A 16,665-nucleotide genomic window follows, 5' to 3' on the forward strand; every position below is an offset into this window, starting at 1 on the left:
GCTGTCGCTGCGGAGTGTGACGGTACAACCCGCCCCCGTGTCAAACGGCAAAAGCCCGCAACGGCCACTCGAACGGTAACCCGACTTCCGGCATTCCTGCCGCCCGGACTGTCCGTTCCGCACTGCGTAGGGCAGCTGCCCGCGGGTTTCAGGACACCGGGGAAGGGGCGCGGAGGAGTGCGGAGAGGGTGCGGGGGGAGAGCGAAGAGAACGTGAACGGGCGCGCCGGACACGGAACGGGAGGGGCGACGGGCCGCATCCCGGGGGCCCTGCGGCAGCGGATTCGATCGCACCGGATTCGATCAGGCGCGGAGGAGGACCCATACGCCGAGGACGAGGAAAAGTACGCCGAAGAACGTGGAAAGCACGGCGGCGGAGACGGGGCTCACTCCCTGGGCCACCGGCGCGCGACGGGCGGTACGCGCCCCCGTCCAGACGAGGAGCGCCGCGCCGAACAGCGCGAAGACCGATCCCGCGAGAACCGCCGGCCCGCTCTCCATCGCTCCGCACCCCGTCCTGGCCCGCCTACGGACCCGGCCGTCCCGGTCGGCCGCGACCCGACCGGGACCGGCTCGTCCTCAGGACGCGCAGGGGGGAGGCTGCCATCCCCGGACGTCGGCCACGCGAACCCCGGGTGAACAGCGCCCCTCGCGCCCCGGGAGGCGGCCCGCACCGCGCCGCGGGGTGGCCCGCGCCCCCGTGGGGTGGTCCGCACGGCGTGGTGGAGTGGCCCGCACCCCGTAGCGGAGTGGCCCGCACCGCGTGGGGTGGCCCGCACCGCGTGGTGGAGTGGCCCGCACCCCGGGAGGCGGGCCCGCACCGCGCCGTGGGGGCTCCCTGCTCGTGGCGGATACGCCCTGCTCAGTCCCCGTGCGCCGGACATCGCCCGCAGGTCGCGCGCGGAATGCTCAGGCCGTGCGCCCGGCCCCGCCCGCCGCCGGCTCCACCGGCTCCAGGAAGCCCTCCTCGACCAGCAGCCGGATCGCCTGCGGGGTACGGTCCCGCAGCAGCACCGGGTCCTCACCCATCAACTGCGCGATGGCGTCCAGAATGCGGCCGGCGGGCAGCGAACCGTCGCAGACGCCCGCGAACCCGGCGCCCACCGAGTCGACCTTGGTGGCCCGGCGCATCCCCCGGTGCTGACGGAGCACCACGTGCTCGGGGTCCTCGGCTCCCGGCAGACCGACCTGCTCCTGCACGACCTCCTCGGCGAGGGTGAAGTGCCCCGCGAGCAGCGAGGCGTCGTCCTGGGCGCGCAGATAGTCCTGGCGGGCGAAGTGGGCGAGGACGGCCGGCCCGAGCGGCTGCTCGATGGTGTGCGGCCACTCCTCCACGACGATCGACGGATCGCCGGCAGCGGCCGCGGCGGACTTGCGCACCGTGATCCAGCCAAATCCGACAGCCGTCGTCCCGCGCGCCTCGAACTCGTCGAGCCACGCCTCGTACCGGGCGGTGTACTCGTCCGGATCGGCCCGGTGGTCACCACTGTCGCGCAGCCAGAGCTCGGCGTACTGCGTGACGTCCTGCACCTCGCGCTGCACGATCCAGGCGTCGCAGCCCTCCGGCACCCAGGAACGGAGCCGGTCCTGCCACTCCTCGCCCTCCGCGTGCTGCCAGTTGGCGAGGAACTGGGCGTACCCGCCGTCGTTCAGCCGGTCGCCCGACTGCTGGACCAGGGTGCGGCAGAGGTCGTCGCCGCCCATGCCCCCGTCGCGGTAGGTGAGGCGGGCGCCGGGTGAGATGACGAACGGCGGGTTCGAGACAATCAGGTCGTACCTCTCGTCGGCCACCGGCTCGAAGAGGGAGCCCTCCCGCAGATCGGCGGGCGCGGCGCCGGAGAGGGCGAGGGTGAGCCGTGTGAAGTCCAGGGCGCGCGGGTTGAGGTCGGTCGCGGTGACCCGCGTGGCGTGCTGCGCCGCGTGGAGCGCCTGGATACCGGAGCCCGTGCCCAGGTCGAGGGCGGAGGCCACCGGGGTACGGACCGTGATTCCGGCGAGCGTGGTGGACGCGCCCCCCACACCGAGGACGACCCCCTCCTCGTGCGATCCGATGCCGCCCGCGCCTCCGACGGCGCAGCCGAGGTCGGAGACGATGAACCAGTCCTGGCCCTCGGGGCCGCCGTACGGGCGGACGTCGACGGTCGCCCGCACTTCTCCGTCCTCCTCCCGCACCCAGCCGTCCTCCAGGCAGACGGCGAGCGGAAGGGCGGCCTTCGCCCGCTCCACCGGGACGGCGCGCTGGAGGAGGAAGAGCCGCACCAGCGTGTCGAGCGCGGTGTCGCCCCGGGTGGCGCGCAGGGCGGGAACCGTCTCGGCGCGTGCCAGCGCCGCGTAGGCCGGTGCGCCGAGCAGGTCCAGCAGCCCGTCCGCGGTGAAGGCGGCCGCGAGCAGTGCCTCGCGGAGTGCGGGAACGTGCTCGGACCGCGGAAGGCGGGGCCCCGTGGGGCTCGTCGGTGCTGAAGGGCTCTTCGTACTCACGCACCCATTGTCGCCGCTCCCACCGACAACGGCAGCGGCCCGGCCCCCCGAGAAGGGGTGACCGGGCCGCTGCTGCCGTCGTCGGTGCCGTCGGTTACGAGGCCTTGGCCGAGGAGGCCGGGGCGCCAGAACCGGGAGAGGCCGAAGCGGAAGGGCTCTTGCAGCTGTCCTGCTTGGCCATCGCGCTCCCGACCTCGCCGGACTGCAGCTTGTTCAGCGCGTTGGCGCCGCTGCTGCTGATGTTCTTCAACTCGTCGGCGATGTCCTTGAGACCGTCGGCGAACTTCGCCTGGTCCTCGGTGTCGAGCGCGTCCACCTTGGTCTTGAGGTTCGCGTACGCCTCGGAGGAGGCGTTGAGCCCCTTCACCGCCTCCTGCTGCGTGGCCTCACCGTCGTCGACGGGCGGGGCACCGGCCGAGTCGACGGCCGAGCCGAGCGCCTTGTACGCCTCTGAGATCTGCTGGAAGGCGGCCGAGTCGGTCCGCTGCACGTCGGCCGGCTGGCTGTTGTCCGCGGTCTGCTCCTGAATGGAGGCATTGGCGTCCGAGATCTTCTGCAATTGCGGCTGGATCTGGCCGCACACCTTCTTGGCCCAGTCGTTGACCTCGTCGTTGCTGTCGTCGCTGCAACCCGTCAGCGTCAGTACGAGTACCGCGCCGCCGGACAGTGCGGCCGCAAGCTTCTTGTTCACCGGATCGGTCCCTTCCAAGGCTCTCGGCCCCGGAACTTACACGCCACGTGGGCGACAACCGGGCCCCGGTCTCGGGGTATGTACCCTTTTGAAGCCATTTGCATCAAGAGCGGCAGGGGAGATTCAACTCACCCCGCACGCCCACGCCGACCAGCGGGACCGCCCCTCGGGCGGACTCCTCCCTTCACCCGAACGGATGAGAGCCTCCCCCTCGGGCCCCGCGCTCCCGCAGCGTCCGGCCAACGGGCCGTCAGCGCCCGTGTGGCGCGCCTGATATGAGCGCGCGTCACTTATCAGCCAGAGGTGCGCCGAGGCAGCCGCCGACGGTTCGCCAGGCGTTCTCCGGTGGTTCGCCGAAACCGCGCCTGGTGCCGCTGGGGGTGCCGCGTATCGCGGCGGGCGGCATCCAGCACGCGGCCGGCAAGGGTGCGGGAAGCAACGGGCAGCAGGCAGGCGGCAGTCTGCGGGGCAGCCCGAAACGACGCCTCGGCCGACCGCCATTCCGGCGGGACTCACGGACTGCAGGAAAGCACAGGCGGACACGCGGACAGCCGCACAGCCGCACAGCCGCACAGCCGCACAGCCGCACAGCCGCACAGCCGCACAGCCGCAACGATCCCGGCCTCAGCAGCCCCGAAGGCAACCCGTAACCGAAGAAGGCCCGGCCGGGACGCTCAGGGAAAGACCACTGCGGGCGCGGTCGGCCAGGTCATACGGATCACACCGCCGTTCACCCCCGACCGGACCTCCACGTCGTCCACCAGGCCCTTGATGACGGCGAGGCCCATTTCGTCCTCACCCTCACCGTCCGGTTCCGGCTCGGGGTCGTCGAGACCCACCGGCACGGCGTGCGAGGCCCGGCGGGCACTGGGAACGGCACTTCCGGCTTCGCTGCCGGGACCCGGCACGTCGTCGCCGACCTCGATGGAGAACGACTTCTCCTCGTCCGTCAGCACCACGGCCACCGGGGTGTCGATGCCATGAGCGTGGTGCAGCCCCACAGCCCGGCTGCACGCCTCGCCCACCGCGAGTCTGACCTCGTCGAGCACCGCTTCGTCGACGCCGGCCCGGCGTGCCACAGCGGCTGCCACCAGGCGGGCCGTCCGGACATGTTCAGGCTGTGCGCTGAAGCGGAGTTCAACGGTGGCCATGAGATCCCCTCGAACGTAGGGCGTGCGTCTCAGAGGCCCGGGCGTGTCGCCCGTACCCCTGTGTCTCCTCCGGGAGCCCACGGAGCGGACGGCCGACCCAGGGTCGACCGCCTGCTCAGCGCAGCCCGGCGCGGCTGCTGCCGCCCGGGCCGTCCACGGTCCGCCGACCGGGGCCGGCGGGCCGCTCCGACGTCAGTCGGTGGCGGCGACGGCCTCGTCGACCGTGGTGTGAATCGGAAACACCTTGGTCAGGCCCGTGATCCGGAAGATCTTGAGAATGCGCTCCTGGTTGCAGACCAGGCGCAGCGAGCCCTCATGGGCCCGGACACGCTTCAGGCCGCCCACCAGCACGCCGAGGCCGGTGGAGTCGAGGAAGTCGACGCCCTCCATGTCGACAACCAGGTGGTAACTGCCGTCATTCACCAACTCGACCAACTGCTCGCGCAGCTTGGGCGCGGTATACACATCAATCTCGCCACCGACCTCGACGACCGTACGGTCGCCACCAGGGCCGGACACATTGCGAGTCGACAGGGACAGGTCCACGGATCCTCCAGCACCTTGCTATCGAGCGGTCGCCCCTCGGTCTCCCCGACGGAGCCAGGGGACGGATCGCCAGCCGCGATGGCATTCAATCACTTACCTGCAGCCATGCACGACGCCTTGGGACCATTGTCCGTCACGCCAGTGACACACTCGGTGCCGATGGCCAAGAATCACCGCCCCAGCGGACCCGCCGAGAGCGGAGACTCCCGCCCCTCCCCCGACATGATCCTCGACCGACTCGCCGCGGGGGCGGGCCGGGCCGCGCGCATCACTCATACGGAGCACTTGCCCCCGCGACCGGGAACCCATGCCATCTGGCCGGATCGCATCCGCCCGGAAGTCATCGCGGCGATCGGGCGTGCCGGGATCGACCATCCGTGGGTCCATCAGGCGGCTGCGGCCGAATGCGCGCTCGACGGCGAATCCGTGGTGATCGCCACCGGCACGGCGTCCGGAAAGTCGCTCGCGTATCTCGCCCCGGTGCTCAGTACGCTGCTCGACGGCTCCGAGGCCCCGAACGGACGTGCGACCACCGCGCTCTACCTCTCACCCACCAAAGCGCTCGCGGCCGACCAGCGCCGGTCGGTGAAGGCTCTCGCCGCGCCGCTCGGCAACGCGGTCAGGCCCGCCGTGTACGACGGCGACACGCCGGTGGAGGAGCGTGAGTGGGTACGCCAGTACGCCAACTACGTCCTCACCAACCCCGACATGCTGCACCGGGGAATCCTGCCGTCCCATCCCCGCTGGGCCTCCTTCCTGCGTGCTCTGCGCTTCGTCGTCATCGACGAATGCCATACGTACCGTGGTGTCTTCGGCTCGCACGTCGCCCAGGTCCTGCGTCGACTGCGGCGGCTGTGCGCCCGGTACGGATCCGATCCGGTCTTCCTGCTCGCCTCCGCCACCGCGGCCGAGCCGTCGGTCGCGGCCGGCCGTCTCACCGGGCTGCCGGTCAAGGAGATCGCCGACGACGCCTCTCCCCGGGGCGAACTCGTCTTCGCGCTCTGGGAGCCACCACTCACCGAGATGCAGGGCGAGAAGGGCGCGCCCGTGCGGCGTACCGCGACCGCCGAGACCGCCGACCTGCTCACCGACCTGACGCTCCAGGGCGTCCGCTCGGTCGCCTTCGTGCGCTCCCGGCGCGGCGCGGAACTCATCTCCGTGATCGCCAAGGAGCGGCTGGCCGAGGTCGACCGCTCGCTGCCGCGACGGGTCGCCGCCTACCGGGGCGGCTATCTGCCGGAAGAACGCCGCGCCCTGGAGCGCGCCCTGCACTCCGGTGAGCTCCTGGGACTCGCCGCCACCACCGCCCTCGAACTGGGGATCGACGTCTCCGGTCTGGACGCGGTCGTCATCGCCGGTTACCCGGGCACCCGGGCCTCTCTCTGGCAGCAGGCGGGCCGCGCCGGCCGTTCCGGGCAGGGCGCCCTGGCCGTACTGGTGGCCCGGGACGATCCGCTGGACACCTTCCTCGTGCACCACCCGGAGGCACTGTTCCAGCAGCCCGTGGAGTCGACCGTCCTGGACCCGGACAACCCCTACGTCCTCGCCCCCCACCTGTGCGCCGCCGCCGCCGAGCTGCCGCTCACCGCCGCGGACATCGCACTCTTCGGACCCACCGTGCCCGAGCTGCTGCCGCAGCTCGAGGCCGCGAAACTGCTGCGCAGGCGGGCGGCGGGCTGGCACTGGACCCGCTGTGAACGGGCCGCCGACCTCACCGACATCCGGGGCGGCGGAGGGCGGCCGGTGCAGATCGTCGAGGAGGGCACCGGCAGGCTGCTGGGTACCGTCGACGAGGCCGCCGCCCACACCTCGGTGCACGAGGGCGCCGTCCACCTCCACCAGGGACGGACCTACCTGGTCCGGAAGCTGGACCTGGAGGACTCCGTCGCCCTCGTGGAGGAGGCGAGTCCGCCGTACTCGACGAACGCCCGCGACACCACCGCCATCACGGTCCTGGAGACCGACACCACGATCCCCTGGGGAGACGGGCGGCTCTGTTACGGCTCCGTCGAAGTCACCAACCAGGTCGTCTCCTTCCTGCGCCGGAAGCTGATCACCGGAGAGGTACTGGGCGAGACGAAGCTCGAACTGCCGCCTCGCACCCTGCGCACCCGGGCCGTCTGGTGGACCGTCACCGAGGACCAGCTCGACGCCGCCCGGATCAATCCGGAGATCCTCGGCGGCGCGCTGCACGCCGCCGAACACGCGTCGATCGGGATGCTGCCCCTCTTCGCCACGTGCGACCGCTGGGACATCGGCGGGGTCTCCGTACCACTGCATCCGGACACCCTGCTGCCCACCGTCTTCGTGTACGACGGCCACCCCGGCGGCGCCGGGTTCGCCGAGCGCGCCTTCCACACCGCCCGCGCCTGGCTCACCGCGACGCGCGAGGCCATCGCCTCCTGCGAGTGCGAGGCGGGCTGCCCTTCCTGCATCCAGTCCCCCAAGTGCGGGAACGGCAACGAGCCCCTCCACAAGCGAGGTGCGGTTCGGCTGCTGACCGAACTCCTCAGGGCCGCCCCCGCGGGCCCGCCGGCCCCGGAAGCGCCGACCCAGGAGCCGCCGGACCCGGAAGCGCCGACCCAGGAGCCGCCGGACCCGGAAGCGCCGGAGGCCCCGCGCGGGACCTGACCTCCGGCGCGTACGGCCCGAACGCCGCCCGCGCCGTCACGTCGGCGATCTCACCCCGCACCGAGCACCGCACCAGCAGGGCACCCTGCGCACCCGCCACCTGCCGGGCCGCCGCGCAGGCGGCCCCGGGGCCCTTCAGCGCGCGGTCGGCCGCGGCGAGGGCTGCCAGGTCCGCCGCCCCACCGGCACGGTGCCGGGCGGCGACCGCCTGCCCGAACGCGAGGATCACCACGCACACCGCGCAGAGCGTGGCCACCGTCAGGGCCACCCACACGGTCGCCATCCCCTGATCGCGGCGGCGGCCGACAAGCCGGTTCATCGCCCGCCTCCGGCCCTCTCCCCCGCTCCGGGGACATCCCCGGGAGCAGCGGCCGCACCGGGACCGGGATCCGCAGCGGGACCGAATTCCGCAGGGGGACCGGGATCCGCGCCGGAACCGGGATCCGCAGGGGGACCGGCGCCCACCGTGTCCTCGGCCAGGGCTGCCGCTTCGGCGCTCAGAGTGAGGGCCAGGGCGTGCGGCCCGGGTGTGGGAGCCTCCACGCGTACGCGCCAGAGCGCGCCCTCCCTCCGTACGACGACCAGGGCCCGGGCGGGAGCCGCGGTGCGGGCCGCAGCCCGCACCACGGACTCCGGTTCCGAACGTGCCGCGGCCCGCGCGGCGGCCCGCGCCGCGTCCACGCACCGGATCTGATCGGCGGCCGCCACCAACGCCCAGACCAGCACCGCGGCGAGGGCCACCAGCACCGGCAGCACCATCGCCGCCTCGGCGGTGACCGAACCCGTGTCCCCGCCGGGACGGGGGACCCGGGTCCACCGCTGTTCCGTATCGCGTCCCGCTTCGCCGGCCCGCTCAGAACGAGCCATCGAGCGCACCCTCGATCAGCGACTGCAGCGCGTTCTGTACCGCACCGCTGTTGACCACCTTGTAGAGCACGGCGGCGAACGCGCAGGCCGCGATCGTCCCCATGGCGTACTCGGAGGTGGTCATCCCCCGGTCGGCTCCGCCGAACCTCCGGTCCCACCAAACCCGCCGAACCCGCCGAACCCGTCGGCCCCGCCACACGGCACGGAACCGGCACCAAGCCGGACGCACCGCCTCGCGCTCGGCGTGCCGGCCGCGTCGCACTCTTCCGCCGCGCGTGCCGTCCGCGACGTTCCCACTCGTTTCGACACCCATGTCGGCGCTCATGTCAGCCTCGTTCCGCCCTTCGACGGGCATGGTCGGACAACCGGCGCACCTGTGGCGCGCCGTCGGTTCTGGAATGTGGAAATGGATCCGCCGGGCCGGATCAGCCGGTGTGCAGAAGGCCTCCCGCGAGGCCGACGATCACCGGCGCGACCCCGACCGCCAGGAAGGCCGGGAGGAAGCAGAGCCCGACCGGGGCGGTGATGAGCACGCCCGCGCGCTGGGCCTTCGCCACGGCGGCGTCGGCGCGCGCGGCGCGTATGGCGTCGGCCAACCGGGCGACCGGCTCGGCTGCCGGGGCCCCCGTCTCACCGGCCCGGTCCAGGCACCGGGCCAGCGGACCCGCTCCGGGGATGCCCCCGAGGCGGCCCCAGGCCAGGGAGGGATCGCCGCCGAGGCGGATCTCGACGGCCGCGCGGACCAGCCGCTCCCCGAGAGGTCCCCGCAGCGATTCCCCGACGGCCTCCGCGGCCTGCCGGGGACCGGCACCGGCGGAGATGCAGGCGGCCAGAAGGTCCGCCGCCAACGGGAGTTGCCGGGAGGCCGAGAGCTCGTCCTCCGTCGGCGTCCCGGAACCCCCCGGACGACGGGCCCGTCCGGTCCGCCGGAAGTGCCACACCGCAGCGGCCACCCCCGCACCGGCCAGGGCTCCGGCAGCGCCTTCGACGAGGATCCACACCGTCAGACCGGCGCCGGCCGGCTCTGCCCAGCGCGTCACCACGTCACGGACCCCTGCGGTCTCCCGGTCCCCCGAGACCGCACGGATCTGCTTCCCCCACCCCGCTCGCGCCGCAGCCGAGTCGCCGTCCACCCCTCCGAGGAGCGCCGCGCCTCTCCTCAGCCGGACCCCTCTCCGCCGGGCGCCCGTGACCGAGGCCACCGAGCACAGGGCCGCCACGCACGCCGTGAGCCAGACCCCCAGGCTGTGGACAACTTCTCCGGACATCGCACCTGCTCCGGACATCGCGTTCATCCCGCGTCCCCCGCCCGCACGATCCGCCCGGCCCAGAGGATCCCGACCGCCTCCAGCAGCAGACCGGTCGCCAGGCAGACCAGACCCGCCGAGGTGTGCAGCAGGACACGGAGGGGTTCGGCCCCGAGGGCGGCGCCCATGCCCAGACCGGCCAGCGGCAGCAGTGCCAGCACCACCACCGTCGACCAGGCACCGGCGAGCCGCGCCCGCAGTTCCTCCCGGCGTCGGCGCTCGGCCCGCAACGCTCCTTCCAGTCGGTCCAGCCCCGTCGCGAGTCCCGCACCGCCGTCCACCGACACGCGCCAGCACGCCGCGACCCCGGCCAGCGCCCCCAGCCCCGGCATCAGGGACGCGCGGTGCAGTGAGGCGGGCACGTCACCGCCGAACCGGGCGGCGGCAAGCACCGGTGACTCGGCCGCACCCAGCCCTCGGGTCTCGCGCACGGCACGGATCAAGGCCTGCCCCGGTTCGCGTCCGGCCCGCAACTCGCCGACGACGGCACCGCAGAGCACCACCACCGCCTCGTCGGACCGCTGGCACGCGGCCCGCTCGTCCCGCCCGCGCAGCCATCGCCGTACCAGCGGCACCGCCACCGCCCCCGCGACCAGTGGCAACCACGAGTTCCCGAGCATCGCGAGCGCCACGGCAGCCGGGACGCACCACCATGCACGCCACCGTCCCAGCAGCTCACCCGCCCGTGCGCGCAGCACCTCAGCGCTCCGCGCCACCCCTGCCGGTACGCCGGCCTCCGCGCCACCGATGTCCGCGCCTGGGCCGCCGCCCGGGCCAGGGGCGCGACGCAGCACTTCCGCGCACCTCCCCCGCACCGTGCCGGCGGAACCGCGGCGCGGGCCCAGCAGGACCAGCAGGGCCGCCGGCACCGCACAGGCCGTCGCTCCCCACGTCGGGCACACGAGCCCCACACCGCTCATGAGGCACCCCCGACGAGCGCGGTCAGCCTCTGCCAGCCGCGGGCCCGCACGAAGCCGTCCGGTCCGAAGGTCAGCGCGGGCACGGTGAACACCAGGCCGTCGGAGCCGCGTTCCAGCACATGGACCTCGGCGAGGCGTCGTCGTCCCGTGCGGTCGCGCACCAGATGGAGCACGACCGACAGTGCTGCCGCCAACTGGCTGTGCAGCAAGGGACGGTCGAGCCCGGCGGCCATCCCCAGCGCCTCCAGCCGAGCGGGCACGTGCGACGCCGCGTTGGCATGCACCGTGCCGCACCCGCCTTCGTGCCCGGTGTTCAACGCGGCCAGCAGATCCGTCACTTCGGCGCCTCGCACCTCGCCGACGACCAGCCGGTCCGGACGCATGCGCAGCGCCTGGCGGACCAGGTCCCGGAGAGTCACCCGGCCGGCTCCCTCCTGGTTGGCCGGGCGAGATTCCAGGCGCACCACGTGCGGGTGATCCGGGCGCAGTTCGGACGAGTCCTCGGCCAGCACGATCCGTTCGTGCGGGCCGACCTCGCCCAGCAGGCTCGACAGCAGGGTGGTCTTCCCCGCGCCCGTGCCCCCGCTGATGAGGTACGAGACCCGGGCACGCACCAGACTCCGCAGCATCCGGTCGCCGCCGGGCGGCACGGTGCCGGCGTGGACCAGCTCCTCCAGGGCGAAGGCCCGGGGGCGGACGACACGCAGCGAGAGGCAGGTCGACCCGACGGACACCGGAGGCAGCACCGCGTGCATCCGCGTCCCGTCCGGCAGCCGCGCGTCCACCCAGGGCCGCGCGTCGTCCAGGCGCCGGCCGGCCACCGCCGCGAGGCGTTGCGCGAGCCTGCGCACGGCCGCGGCGTCGGCGAAGGTGACACCGGTCAGCTCCAGACCGCCGCCCCGGTCCACCCACACCCGGTCGGGCGCCGAAACCAGGACGTCGGTCACGGCCGCATCGGCCAACAAGGGCTCCAGCACGCCCGTTCCGACCAGCTCGCCGCGCAACACGGCTGCGGCGCCCAGGATTTCCTCATCCCCGAGCAGCCGGCCCTGAGCCCGCACGGCCGCGGCCACCCCTGCCGGGGTGGGCACCTCCCCACTGAGCGCCAGCCGCTGCCGCACGGCGTCCAGCAGCCCCTCGGTCATGACGCCCCTCCTACCGGAACGGGAAGACCGCCTGCGCACGCCTTCTCCCAGAACGCGGCGCAGAACCGGGCGAGCGGACCGCGCGGCCCCGAACCCGGCGGAAGGATGCCGTCCTGATGCGCCGAGGCGCCTGGTTCCACCGGGAGTTCGCCCAGCAGGGGCAGATCGAGCGCGCGGGCCACCCAGGGGCCGTCGAGCCCGGGGGCGAACGGCGCCCGCGCCACTACCCGCAGATCGTCGAGGGATGTGCCGACCGCCGACGCCACGCATTTCGCGGCGGCCACGGCGCGCAGTTCACCGGGCACGACCAGGAGACCGAGGTCCGACTGGGACAGCGCTTCCGCGACGCCTTCGTCCACCTGCCGAGGCAGGTCCACGACGACCACTCCGCCCAGCCGCCGGGCCGCCGCCAGCACCGACCGCACAGCCTGGGGCGGTACGACGACGCCGCATTCGCGCCCCCGGCTGAGCACCCGCAGGCCGTGCAGAGAGGGCAGCGAGCCCTCCAGGACCCCACCGCCGAGCCGGCCCCTGGTGTGGGCGAAGTCGGGCCATCTCCGGCCCTCCGTACGCTCTCCGCCGAGCAGGACGTCGATGCCGCCGCCCAGCGGATCGCCGTCGATCAGCGTGGTCCGCGCTCCCGCCCGGGCGGCGGTCACGGCGAGCGCGCAGGCGAGCGTCGAGGCGCCGGCGCCGCCCCTGCCGCCCACCACCGCCACGGTGAGCGCGGGACGCCCCGCGCCTTCCGCCGCGTTGGCGAGCTGCTCGATGAGCCAGCCCTCGGCATCAGGCAGCCTCAGCACGTGCTCGGCGCCGATCTCGACCGCCTGCCGCCAGACGTCGGGCGAGTCCGCGCCCCGCCCGACGAGCATCACCCCGCGGCGCCGCGCGAGTCCGCGGCACCGCTGCACCGCGTCGTCGCCCACCAGAACCAGCGGCGCCCGCCGCCACACCTCGCGGTCCTCCGGTACGCCGTGATGGACCTCCGGTTCCGCTCCGGCCGCCGCGCAGAGACGCAGCAGATCGTCGAGCAGATCAATGTCCTCCGTCACGATGAGCGGCGCACCGCGCCGCTCATCGGCGATCGGGAATCCTTCTCGCGCAAGGGATCGGGCCACGATCTCCACCCCTTCTCACAGCTCCTTGAGCACCGTTCACGCGGATCCCGGAAGTTCCGGGACAGGCGATTCGGGAACCCGCGGACTTCGCGGGCGGAATCACCATGCGATCTCACGGAAAAAGATGTGGATCTTGGTGGAGAACTGTGGACAACTCCCACGTTGTGAATAACTCGGTCACTCGATCCGGGCACATTCGGAGCGCACTCTTTTAGCTACACACGGTTACGTGTCAGGCTGGGCGCAGCCGCACGCGCGGCCGGAACGACAAGCCCGCGACAAAGGTGAAAAAACGCGTGATTCCGGGGAAAACACACCCGGACGTGCGACGACCCCCGCCGGGGGGGAGAGCGGGGGTCGTCCCCACGGCCGACTCGGGGGGGGAGGAGTCGGACCGGGTTAGCACGGTCGCGAACGATCCGTGACTTCCATGGTGTACCCGAGCGCCTTGCCAGGCAAACCCGCGCACCGGAGTTTGAGCCGAATGGAGGCCCCCTATGCTCAGCCTTGTGGAAAACCGCTTCTCGCCGCGCACCGCCGCCTTCTTCGACCTGGACAAGACGGTCATTGCGAAGTCTTCGACGCTGGCCTTCAGCAAGTCCTTCTACCAAGGCGGCCTGATCAACCGCCGCGCAGTGCTGCGCACCGCGTACGCACAGTTCGTCTTCCTCGCCGGGGGTGCGGATCACGATCAGATGGAGGGGATGCGTGAATATCTCTCCGCGCTCTGCAAGGGGTGGAACGTGGCGCAGGTCAAGGAGATCGTCGCCGAGACCCTGCACGACCTGATCGACCCGATCATCTACGACGAGGCCGCCACCCTCATCGAGGAGCATCACGCCGCCGGCCGCGACGTGGTGATCGTCTCCACCTCGGGCGCCGAAGTGGTGGAGCCCATCGGTGAACTGCTCGGAGCCGACCGGGTCGTGGCGACCCGGATGGTCGTCGGCGAGGACGGCTGCTTCACGGGTGAGGTCGAGTACTACGCCTACGGCCCGACCAAGGCCGAGGCCGTCAAGGAACTGGCCGCGTCGGAGGGGTACGACCTCTCCCGCTGCTACGCCTACAGCGACTCCGCCACCGATGTCCCGATGCTGGAGTCGGTCGGCCACCCGCACGCGGTGAACCCGGACCGGGCGCTGCGACGCGAAGCCGGCGCCCGGCAGTGGCCGATCCTCGTCTTCAACCGCCCGGTGCGGCTCAAGCAGCGGCTGCCCAGTTTCTCGCTGCCGCCGCGTCCAGCACTCGTCGCCGCCGCAGCCGTGGGAGCGGCGGCGGCCACCGCGGGTCTCGTCTGGTACGCCACGCGCCGACGCGCGGCAGCCACCGCCTGACCACCACCCCGCAGTAGGGACACCCGTGCGCACAACCGGGCAGTGGGGCAAACGGGCAGTCGAGCGCGGAGCGCGGGAAGTCGGCAGCGTCCGGCCAGTGGGTAATTGAACGCGAAAGTAAAGAAGTGGAGTCTGGGGTACCGCTTACCCCGCTCCAGGAGTACAAAGGAGTCAACGGCCCGCGAGACCGGGGACATCCGAGAGGATGACCTTTCACGCAGCAAGGCCCCACGGACCGAGCACCGAAGCCGAGCACCCACGCGACGTCGACCCGTCGATTACGGGCCAGCCGCACCAGGTGACGGGCAAAGAACCCGACCTGATGGGCATATTCCGAGGACGCTTGGTAACCCGGCGGACGTGCCAGCGGCGGTACCGGTTCCGGTACCGCCGCAACTCTTGATGCCAGCGCCTCGATGCCGGTACGCCGCAACTCTTGATGCCAGCGCCTCGATGCCGGGACCGCCGCGACCCTCGACGCCGGGATCCCCGCGATTCACGACGCGCCGCCCGAGGTCACGCGTACCCTGCACCGTCAGGCGGCACCGCGCTGCAGCGCCTCGCAGACCGCGGTCGATTCCCTGACACCCAGCTCCACCGCGCGCCCGCAGTGCGCGATCCAGGCCGCCATTCCTTCCGGCGTCCCCGACATGTACCCCTCGAACGCCGCCACGTACGCGGCACGCCCCTGCTCGGCGTGCCCGACCTCGGCCGGGCAGATCGACTTCGGGTCCAGCCCGCTGCCGATCAGCACGACGCGCTCGGCGGTCCGGGCCACCAGCCCGTTGCACGAGCCGAAGGGACGCAGAGCGAGCAGCTCACCGTGCACGATGGCGGACGTGACCAGCGCGGGGGCGCTGCTCCCGTCGATGATGAGCCGCGACAGCCCGTCGAGTCGCCCCGCCACCTCGTCGGCGCCCGGCAGGGGAGCCTCCACGAGGGGTTCGTCGACCGCCTCACCGGCCAGCCGGGGACGGCCCACGGCGTCGTCGGGGGTGGCGCCTCCGGCCGCGACGAGGTGCAGCCTGGCCAGCACCCGCAGGGGCGACTGCCGCCAGATGGAGAGGAGTTGACCGGCCTCCGCGGTGAGACGCAGCGCCGCGCCCACCGTCCGCGCCTCGGGGTCACCACTGAAATCGGTGCGCCGACGCACCTCTTCCAGGTTCCAGTCGGCACCGGACAGCGCCGCCGAACCGCGCGCTCCGCGCAGCGCGGCTTCGGCGGTCACCTCACTGCTCCGGCGGCGCATCACACGGTGGCCGTAGACCCGGTCCACGGCCTTGCGGACCGAGTCCACGGAGTCGGGGACCCCCGGCAGAGCGGCGAGAGCGGCGAGCGGGTCCGAGGCAGTCGTACTCATAAGTAATGAGGCTACGCGCCCCATACACCCTCGCGACCCCTACGTGTCGTTCTTCACGAAGCGCGACGACTTTCCGCGATCCTGCGACTACCCTAGGTGAACATGAAGATCGCTTTCGTAGGGAAGGGCGGCAGCGGCAAGACCACGCTGTCCTCTCTCTTCATCCGTCACCTCGCCGCCAACGAAGCCCATGTCATCGCCGTGGACGCCGACATCAACCAGCACCTCGGAGCCGCGCTCGGCCTCGACGAGCAGGAGTCGGCAGCGCTTCCGTCGATGGGCGCCGAACTCCCGCTGATCAAGGACTATCTGCGCGGCACCAACCCCCGGATCGCCTCCGCCGAGACAATGATCAAGACCACACCGCCCGGCGAGGGCTCGCGCCTGCTGCGCGTCCGCGAGGACAACCCCGTCTACGACGCCTGCGCGCGCTCCGTCCGGCTGGACGACGGCGACATCCGGCTGATGGCCACGGGCGCGTTCAACGAGGCGGACCTCGGTGTCGCCTGCTACCACTCGAAGGTGGGCGCGGTGGAGCTCTGCCTCAACCACATGGTCGACGGCCCGGACGAGTACGTCGTGGTCGACATGACCGCTGGATCCGACTCGTTCGCTTCGGGGATGTTCACCCGGTTCGACATGACCTTCCTGGTCGCCGAGCCGACCCGGAAGGGCGTGTCGGTGTACCGCCAGTACAAGGAATACGCGCGGGACTTCGGCGTGACGCTCCGCGTGGTGGGCAACAAGGTGCAGGGCCCGGACGACCTGGACTTCCTTCGCTCCGAGGTCGGCGAGGACCTGCTCGTCGGGGTCGGCCACTCCGACTGGGTGCGGGCGATGGAGAAGGGCCGGCCGAACCGCTTCGAACTGCTGGAGGCCGACAACCGGATGGCTCTCCAGGCGCTCCAGGACGCGGCCGAGGACTCGTACGCGCTGCGCGACCGCGAGCGGTACACGCGTCAGATGGTGCACTTCCACCTGAAGAACGCGGAGAGTTGGGGCAACGAGAAGACCGGCGCCGATCTGGCCGCCCAGGTCGACCCGGCGTTCACACTCGACGACCGCCTGGTGACGGGCGTGTCCACCCCCGCCTGACCGAGCGACGACCGCGGCCCGGC

Annotated in this window: 15 protein-coding genes and 1 pseudogene; 3 read left to right on the forward strand and 13 right to left on the reverse strand. The window is 72.4% G+C overall.

Going from position 1 to position 16,665, the window contains the following annotated elements; all coding sequences use genetic code 11:
• Nucleotides 1–302: 302 nt before the first annotated feature.
• The 5 genes from ACFZAX_RS03345 to ACFZAX_RS03365 all read right to left on the reverse strand — a co-directional run bounded on the left by ACFZAX_RS03345 (nt 303) and on the right by ACFZAX_RS03365 (nt 4,865).
• Nucleotides 303–500, reverse strand: coding sequence for a hypothetical protein (locus tag ACFZAX_RS03345; RefSeq protein WP_390958637.1), 198 nt, complete (start codon nt 498–500; stop codon nt 303–305).
• 408 nt (nt 501–908) lie between these two features.
• Entirely contained in the window at nt 909–2,390 is a 1,482-nt protein-coding gene (locus ACFZAX_RS03350) for a methyltransferase (protein ID WP_390959220.1), read from the reverse strand.
• A 181-nt stretch (nt 2,391–2,571) separates the two neighbouring features.
• Nucleotides 2,572–3,168: a small secreted protein gene (locus tag ACFZAX_RS03355; protein WP_390958639.1), complete on the reverse strand. Its 597-nt coding sequence runs from the start codon at nt 3,166–3,168 to the stop codon at nt 2,572–2,574.
• 674 nt (nt 3,169–3,842) lie between these two features.
• Nucleotides 3,843–4,319, reverse strand: coding sequence for an ATP-binding protein (locus tag ACFZAX_RS03360; RefSeq protein WP_390958642.1), 477 nt, complete (start codon nt 4,317–4,319; stop codon nt 3,843–3,845).
• A 192-nt stretch (nt 4,320–4,511) separates the two neighbouring features.
• The gene (locus tag ACFZAX_RS03365) at nt 4,512–4,865 is read right to left on the reverse strand and encodes an STAS domain-containing protein (RefSeq protein WP_003967428.1); all 354 of its coding nucleotides are present in this window, start codon (nt 4,863–4,865) and stop codon (nt 4,512–4,514) included.
• A gap of 78 nt (nt 4,866–4,943) precedes the next feature.
• Here ACFZAX_RS03365 and ACFZAX_RS03370 point away from each other — a divergent pair, with 78 nt between their 5' ends.
• Nucleotides 4,944–7,496 carry a DEAD/DEAH box helicase gene (locus tag ACFZAX_RS03370; protein WP_390958644.1) on the forward strand — a complete coding sequence of 851 codons (2,553 nt, stop codon included), beginning with the start codon at nt 4,944–4,946 and terminating at the stop codon, nt 7,494–7,496.
• A gap of 40 nt (nt 7,497–7,536) precedes the next feature.
• Here ACFZAX_RS03370 and ACFZAX_RS03375 read toward each other — a convergent pair.
• From ACFZAX_RS03375 to ssd, 7 genes and pseudogenes are all read right to left on the reverse strand, one after another.
• Nucleotides 7,537–7,815 (reverse strand): annotated as a pseudogene (locus ACFZAX_RS03375) (Rv3654c family TadE-like protein); the annotation flags it as partial.
• Complete coding sequence (locus ACFZAX_RS03380; RefSeq protein WP_390958646.1) at nt 7,812–8,363, reverse strand: TadE family type IV pilus minor pilin; 552 nt, start codon at nt 8,361–8,363, stop codon at nt 7,812–7,814. The gene ACFZAX_RS03380 and the pseudogene ACFZAX_RS03375, both read right to left, overlap by 4 nt.
• Nucleotides 8,350–8,562 carry a DUF4244 domain-containing protein gene (locus tag ACFZAX_RS03385; protein ID WP_390959222.1) on the reverse strand — a complete coding sequence of 71 codons (213 nt, stop codon included), beginning with the start codon at nt 8,560–8,562 and terminating at the stop codon, nt 8,350–8,352. The genes ACFZAX_RS03380 and ACFZAX_RS03385 overlap by 14 nt, the downstream gene beginning before the upstream one ends.
• Nucleotides 8,563–8,788: 226 nt before the next feature.
• The gene (locus ACFZAX_RS03390) at nt 8,789–9,631 is read right to left on the reverse strand and encodes a type II secretion system F family protein (protein WP_390958648.1); all 843 of its coding nucleotides are present in this window, start codon (nt 9,629–9,631) and stop codon (nt 8,789–8,791) included.
• A gap of 23 nt (nt 9,632–9,654) precedes the next feature.
• On the reverse strand, nt 9,655–10,590 hold the full coding sequence (locus ACFZAX_RS03395; protein WP_390958650.1) for a type II secretion system F family protein: 936 nt from the start codon (nt 10,588–10,590) through the stop codon (nt 9,655–9,657).
• Nucleotides 10,587–11,735 (reverse strand): TadA family conjugal transfer-associated ATPase, encoded by a 1,149-nt coding sequence (locus ACFZAX_RS03400; RefSeq protein ID WP_390958652.1) that lies wholly within the window; start codon nt 11,733–11,735, stop codon nt 10,587–10,589. Before ACFZAX_RS03400 ends, ACFZAX_RS03395 begins: the two co-directional genes overlap by 4 nt.
• Nucleotides 11,732–12,853, reverse strand: coding sequence for a septum site-determining protein Ssd (gene ssd / locus ACFZAX_RS03405; RefSeq protein ID WP_390958655.1), 1,122 nt, complete (start codon nt 12,851–12,853; stop codon nt 11,732–11,734). Before ssd ends, ACFZAX_RS03400 begins: the two co-directional genes overlap by 4 nt.
• A 497-nt stretch (nt 12,854–13,350) precedes the next feature.
• Here ssd and ACFZAX_RS03410 point away from each other — a divergent pair, with 497 nt between their 5' ends.
• Nucleotides 13,351–14,187, forward strand: a complete 837-nt coding sequence (locus ACFZAX_RS03410; RefSeq protein ID WP_390958657.1) for an HAD-IB family hydrolase — start codon at nt 13,351–13,353, stop codon at nt 14,185–14,187.
• Between the two features lie 535 nt (nt 14,188–14,722).
• On the opposite strand, the gene ACFZAX_RS03415 is transcribed toward ACFZAX_RS03410, so the two are convergent.
• Nucleotides 14,723–15,547 carry an oxidoreductase gene (locus ACFZAX_RS03415; RefSeq protein WP_390958660.1) on the reverse strand — a complete coding sequence of 275 codons (825 nt, stop codon included), beginning with the start codon at nt 15,545–15,547 and terminating at the stop codon, nt 14,723–14,725.
• 102 nt (nt 15,548–15,649) lie between these two features.
• On the opposite strand from ACFZAX_RS03415, the gene ACFZAX_RS03420 reads away from it, so the two are divergent.
• On the forward strand, nt 15,650–16,642 hold the full coding sequence (locus ACFZAX_RS03420; protein ID WP_390958662.1) for an ATP-binding protein: 993 nt from the start codon (nt 15,650–15,652) through the stop codon (nt 16,640–16,642).
• Nucleotides 16,643–16,665: the final 23 nt, after the last annotated feature.

Origin of the sequence: Streptomyces sp. NPDC008125 (genome assembly GCF_042957125.1) — a bacterium.
Classification (GTDB): Bacteria; Actinomycetota; Actinomycetes; order Streptomycetales; family Streptomycetaceae; genus Streptomyces.

Bases quoted from the DNA above. Each gene is read 5' to 3' on its own strand.
- ACFZAX_RS03345 (WP_390958637.1), bottom strand. From the start codon at position 500: ATGGAGAGCGGGCCGGCGGTTCTCGCGGGATCGGTCTTCGCGCTGTTC.
- ACFZAX_RS03360 (WP_390958642.1), bottom strand. From the start codon at position 4,319: ATGGCCACCGTTGAACTCCGCTTCAGCGCACAGCCTGAACATGTCCGG.
- ACFZAX_RS03370 (WP_390958644.1), top strand. From the start codon at position 4,944: ATGGCATTCAATCACTTACCTGCAGCCATGCACGACGCCTTGGGACCA.
- ACFZAX_RS03380 (WP_390958646.1), bottom strand. From the start codon at position 8,363: ATGGCTCGTTCTGAGCGGGCCGGCGAAGCGGGACGCGATACGGAACAG.
- ACFZAX_RS03390 (WP_390958648.1), bottom strand. From the start codon at position 9,631: ATGTCCGGAGAAGTTGTCCACAGCCTGGGGGTCTGGCTCACGGCGTGC.
- ACFZAX_RS03395 (WP_390958650.1), bottom strand. From the start codon at position 10,590: ATGAGCGGTGTGGGGCTCGTGTGCCCGACGTGGGGAGCGACGGCCTGT.
- ACFZAX_RS03400 (WP_390958652.1), bottom strand. From the start codon at position 11,735: ATGACCGAGGGGCTGCTGGACGCCGTGCGGCAGCGGCTGGCGCTCAGT.
- ACFZAX_RS03410 (WP_390958657.1), top strand. From the start codon at position 13,351: ATGCTCAGCCTTGTGGAAAACCGCTTCTCGCCGCGCACCGCCGCCTTC.
- ACFZAX_RS03415 (WP_390958660.1), bottom strand. From the start codon at position 15,547: ATGAGTACGACTGCCTCGGACCCGCTCGCCGCTCTCGCCGCTCTGCCG.
- ACFZAX_RS03420 (WP_390958662.1), top strand. From the start codon at position 15,650: ATGAAGATCGCTTTCGTAGGGAAGGGCGGCAGCGGCAAGACCACGCTG.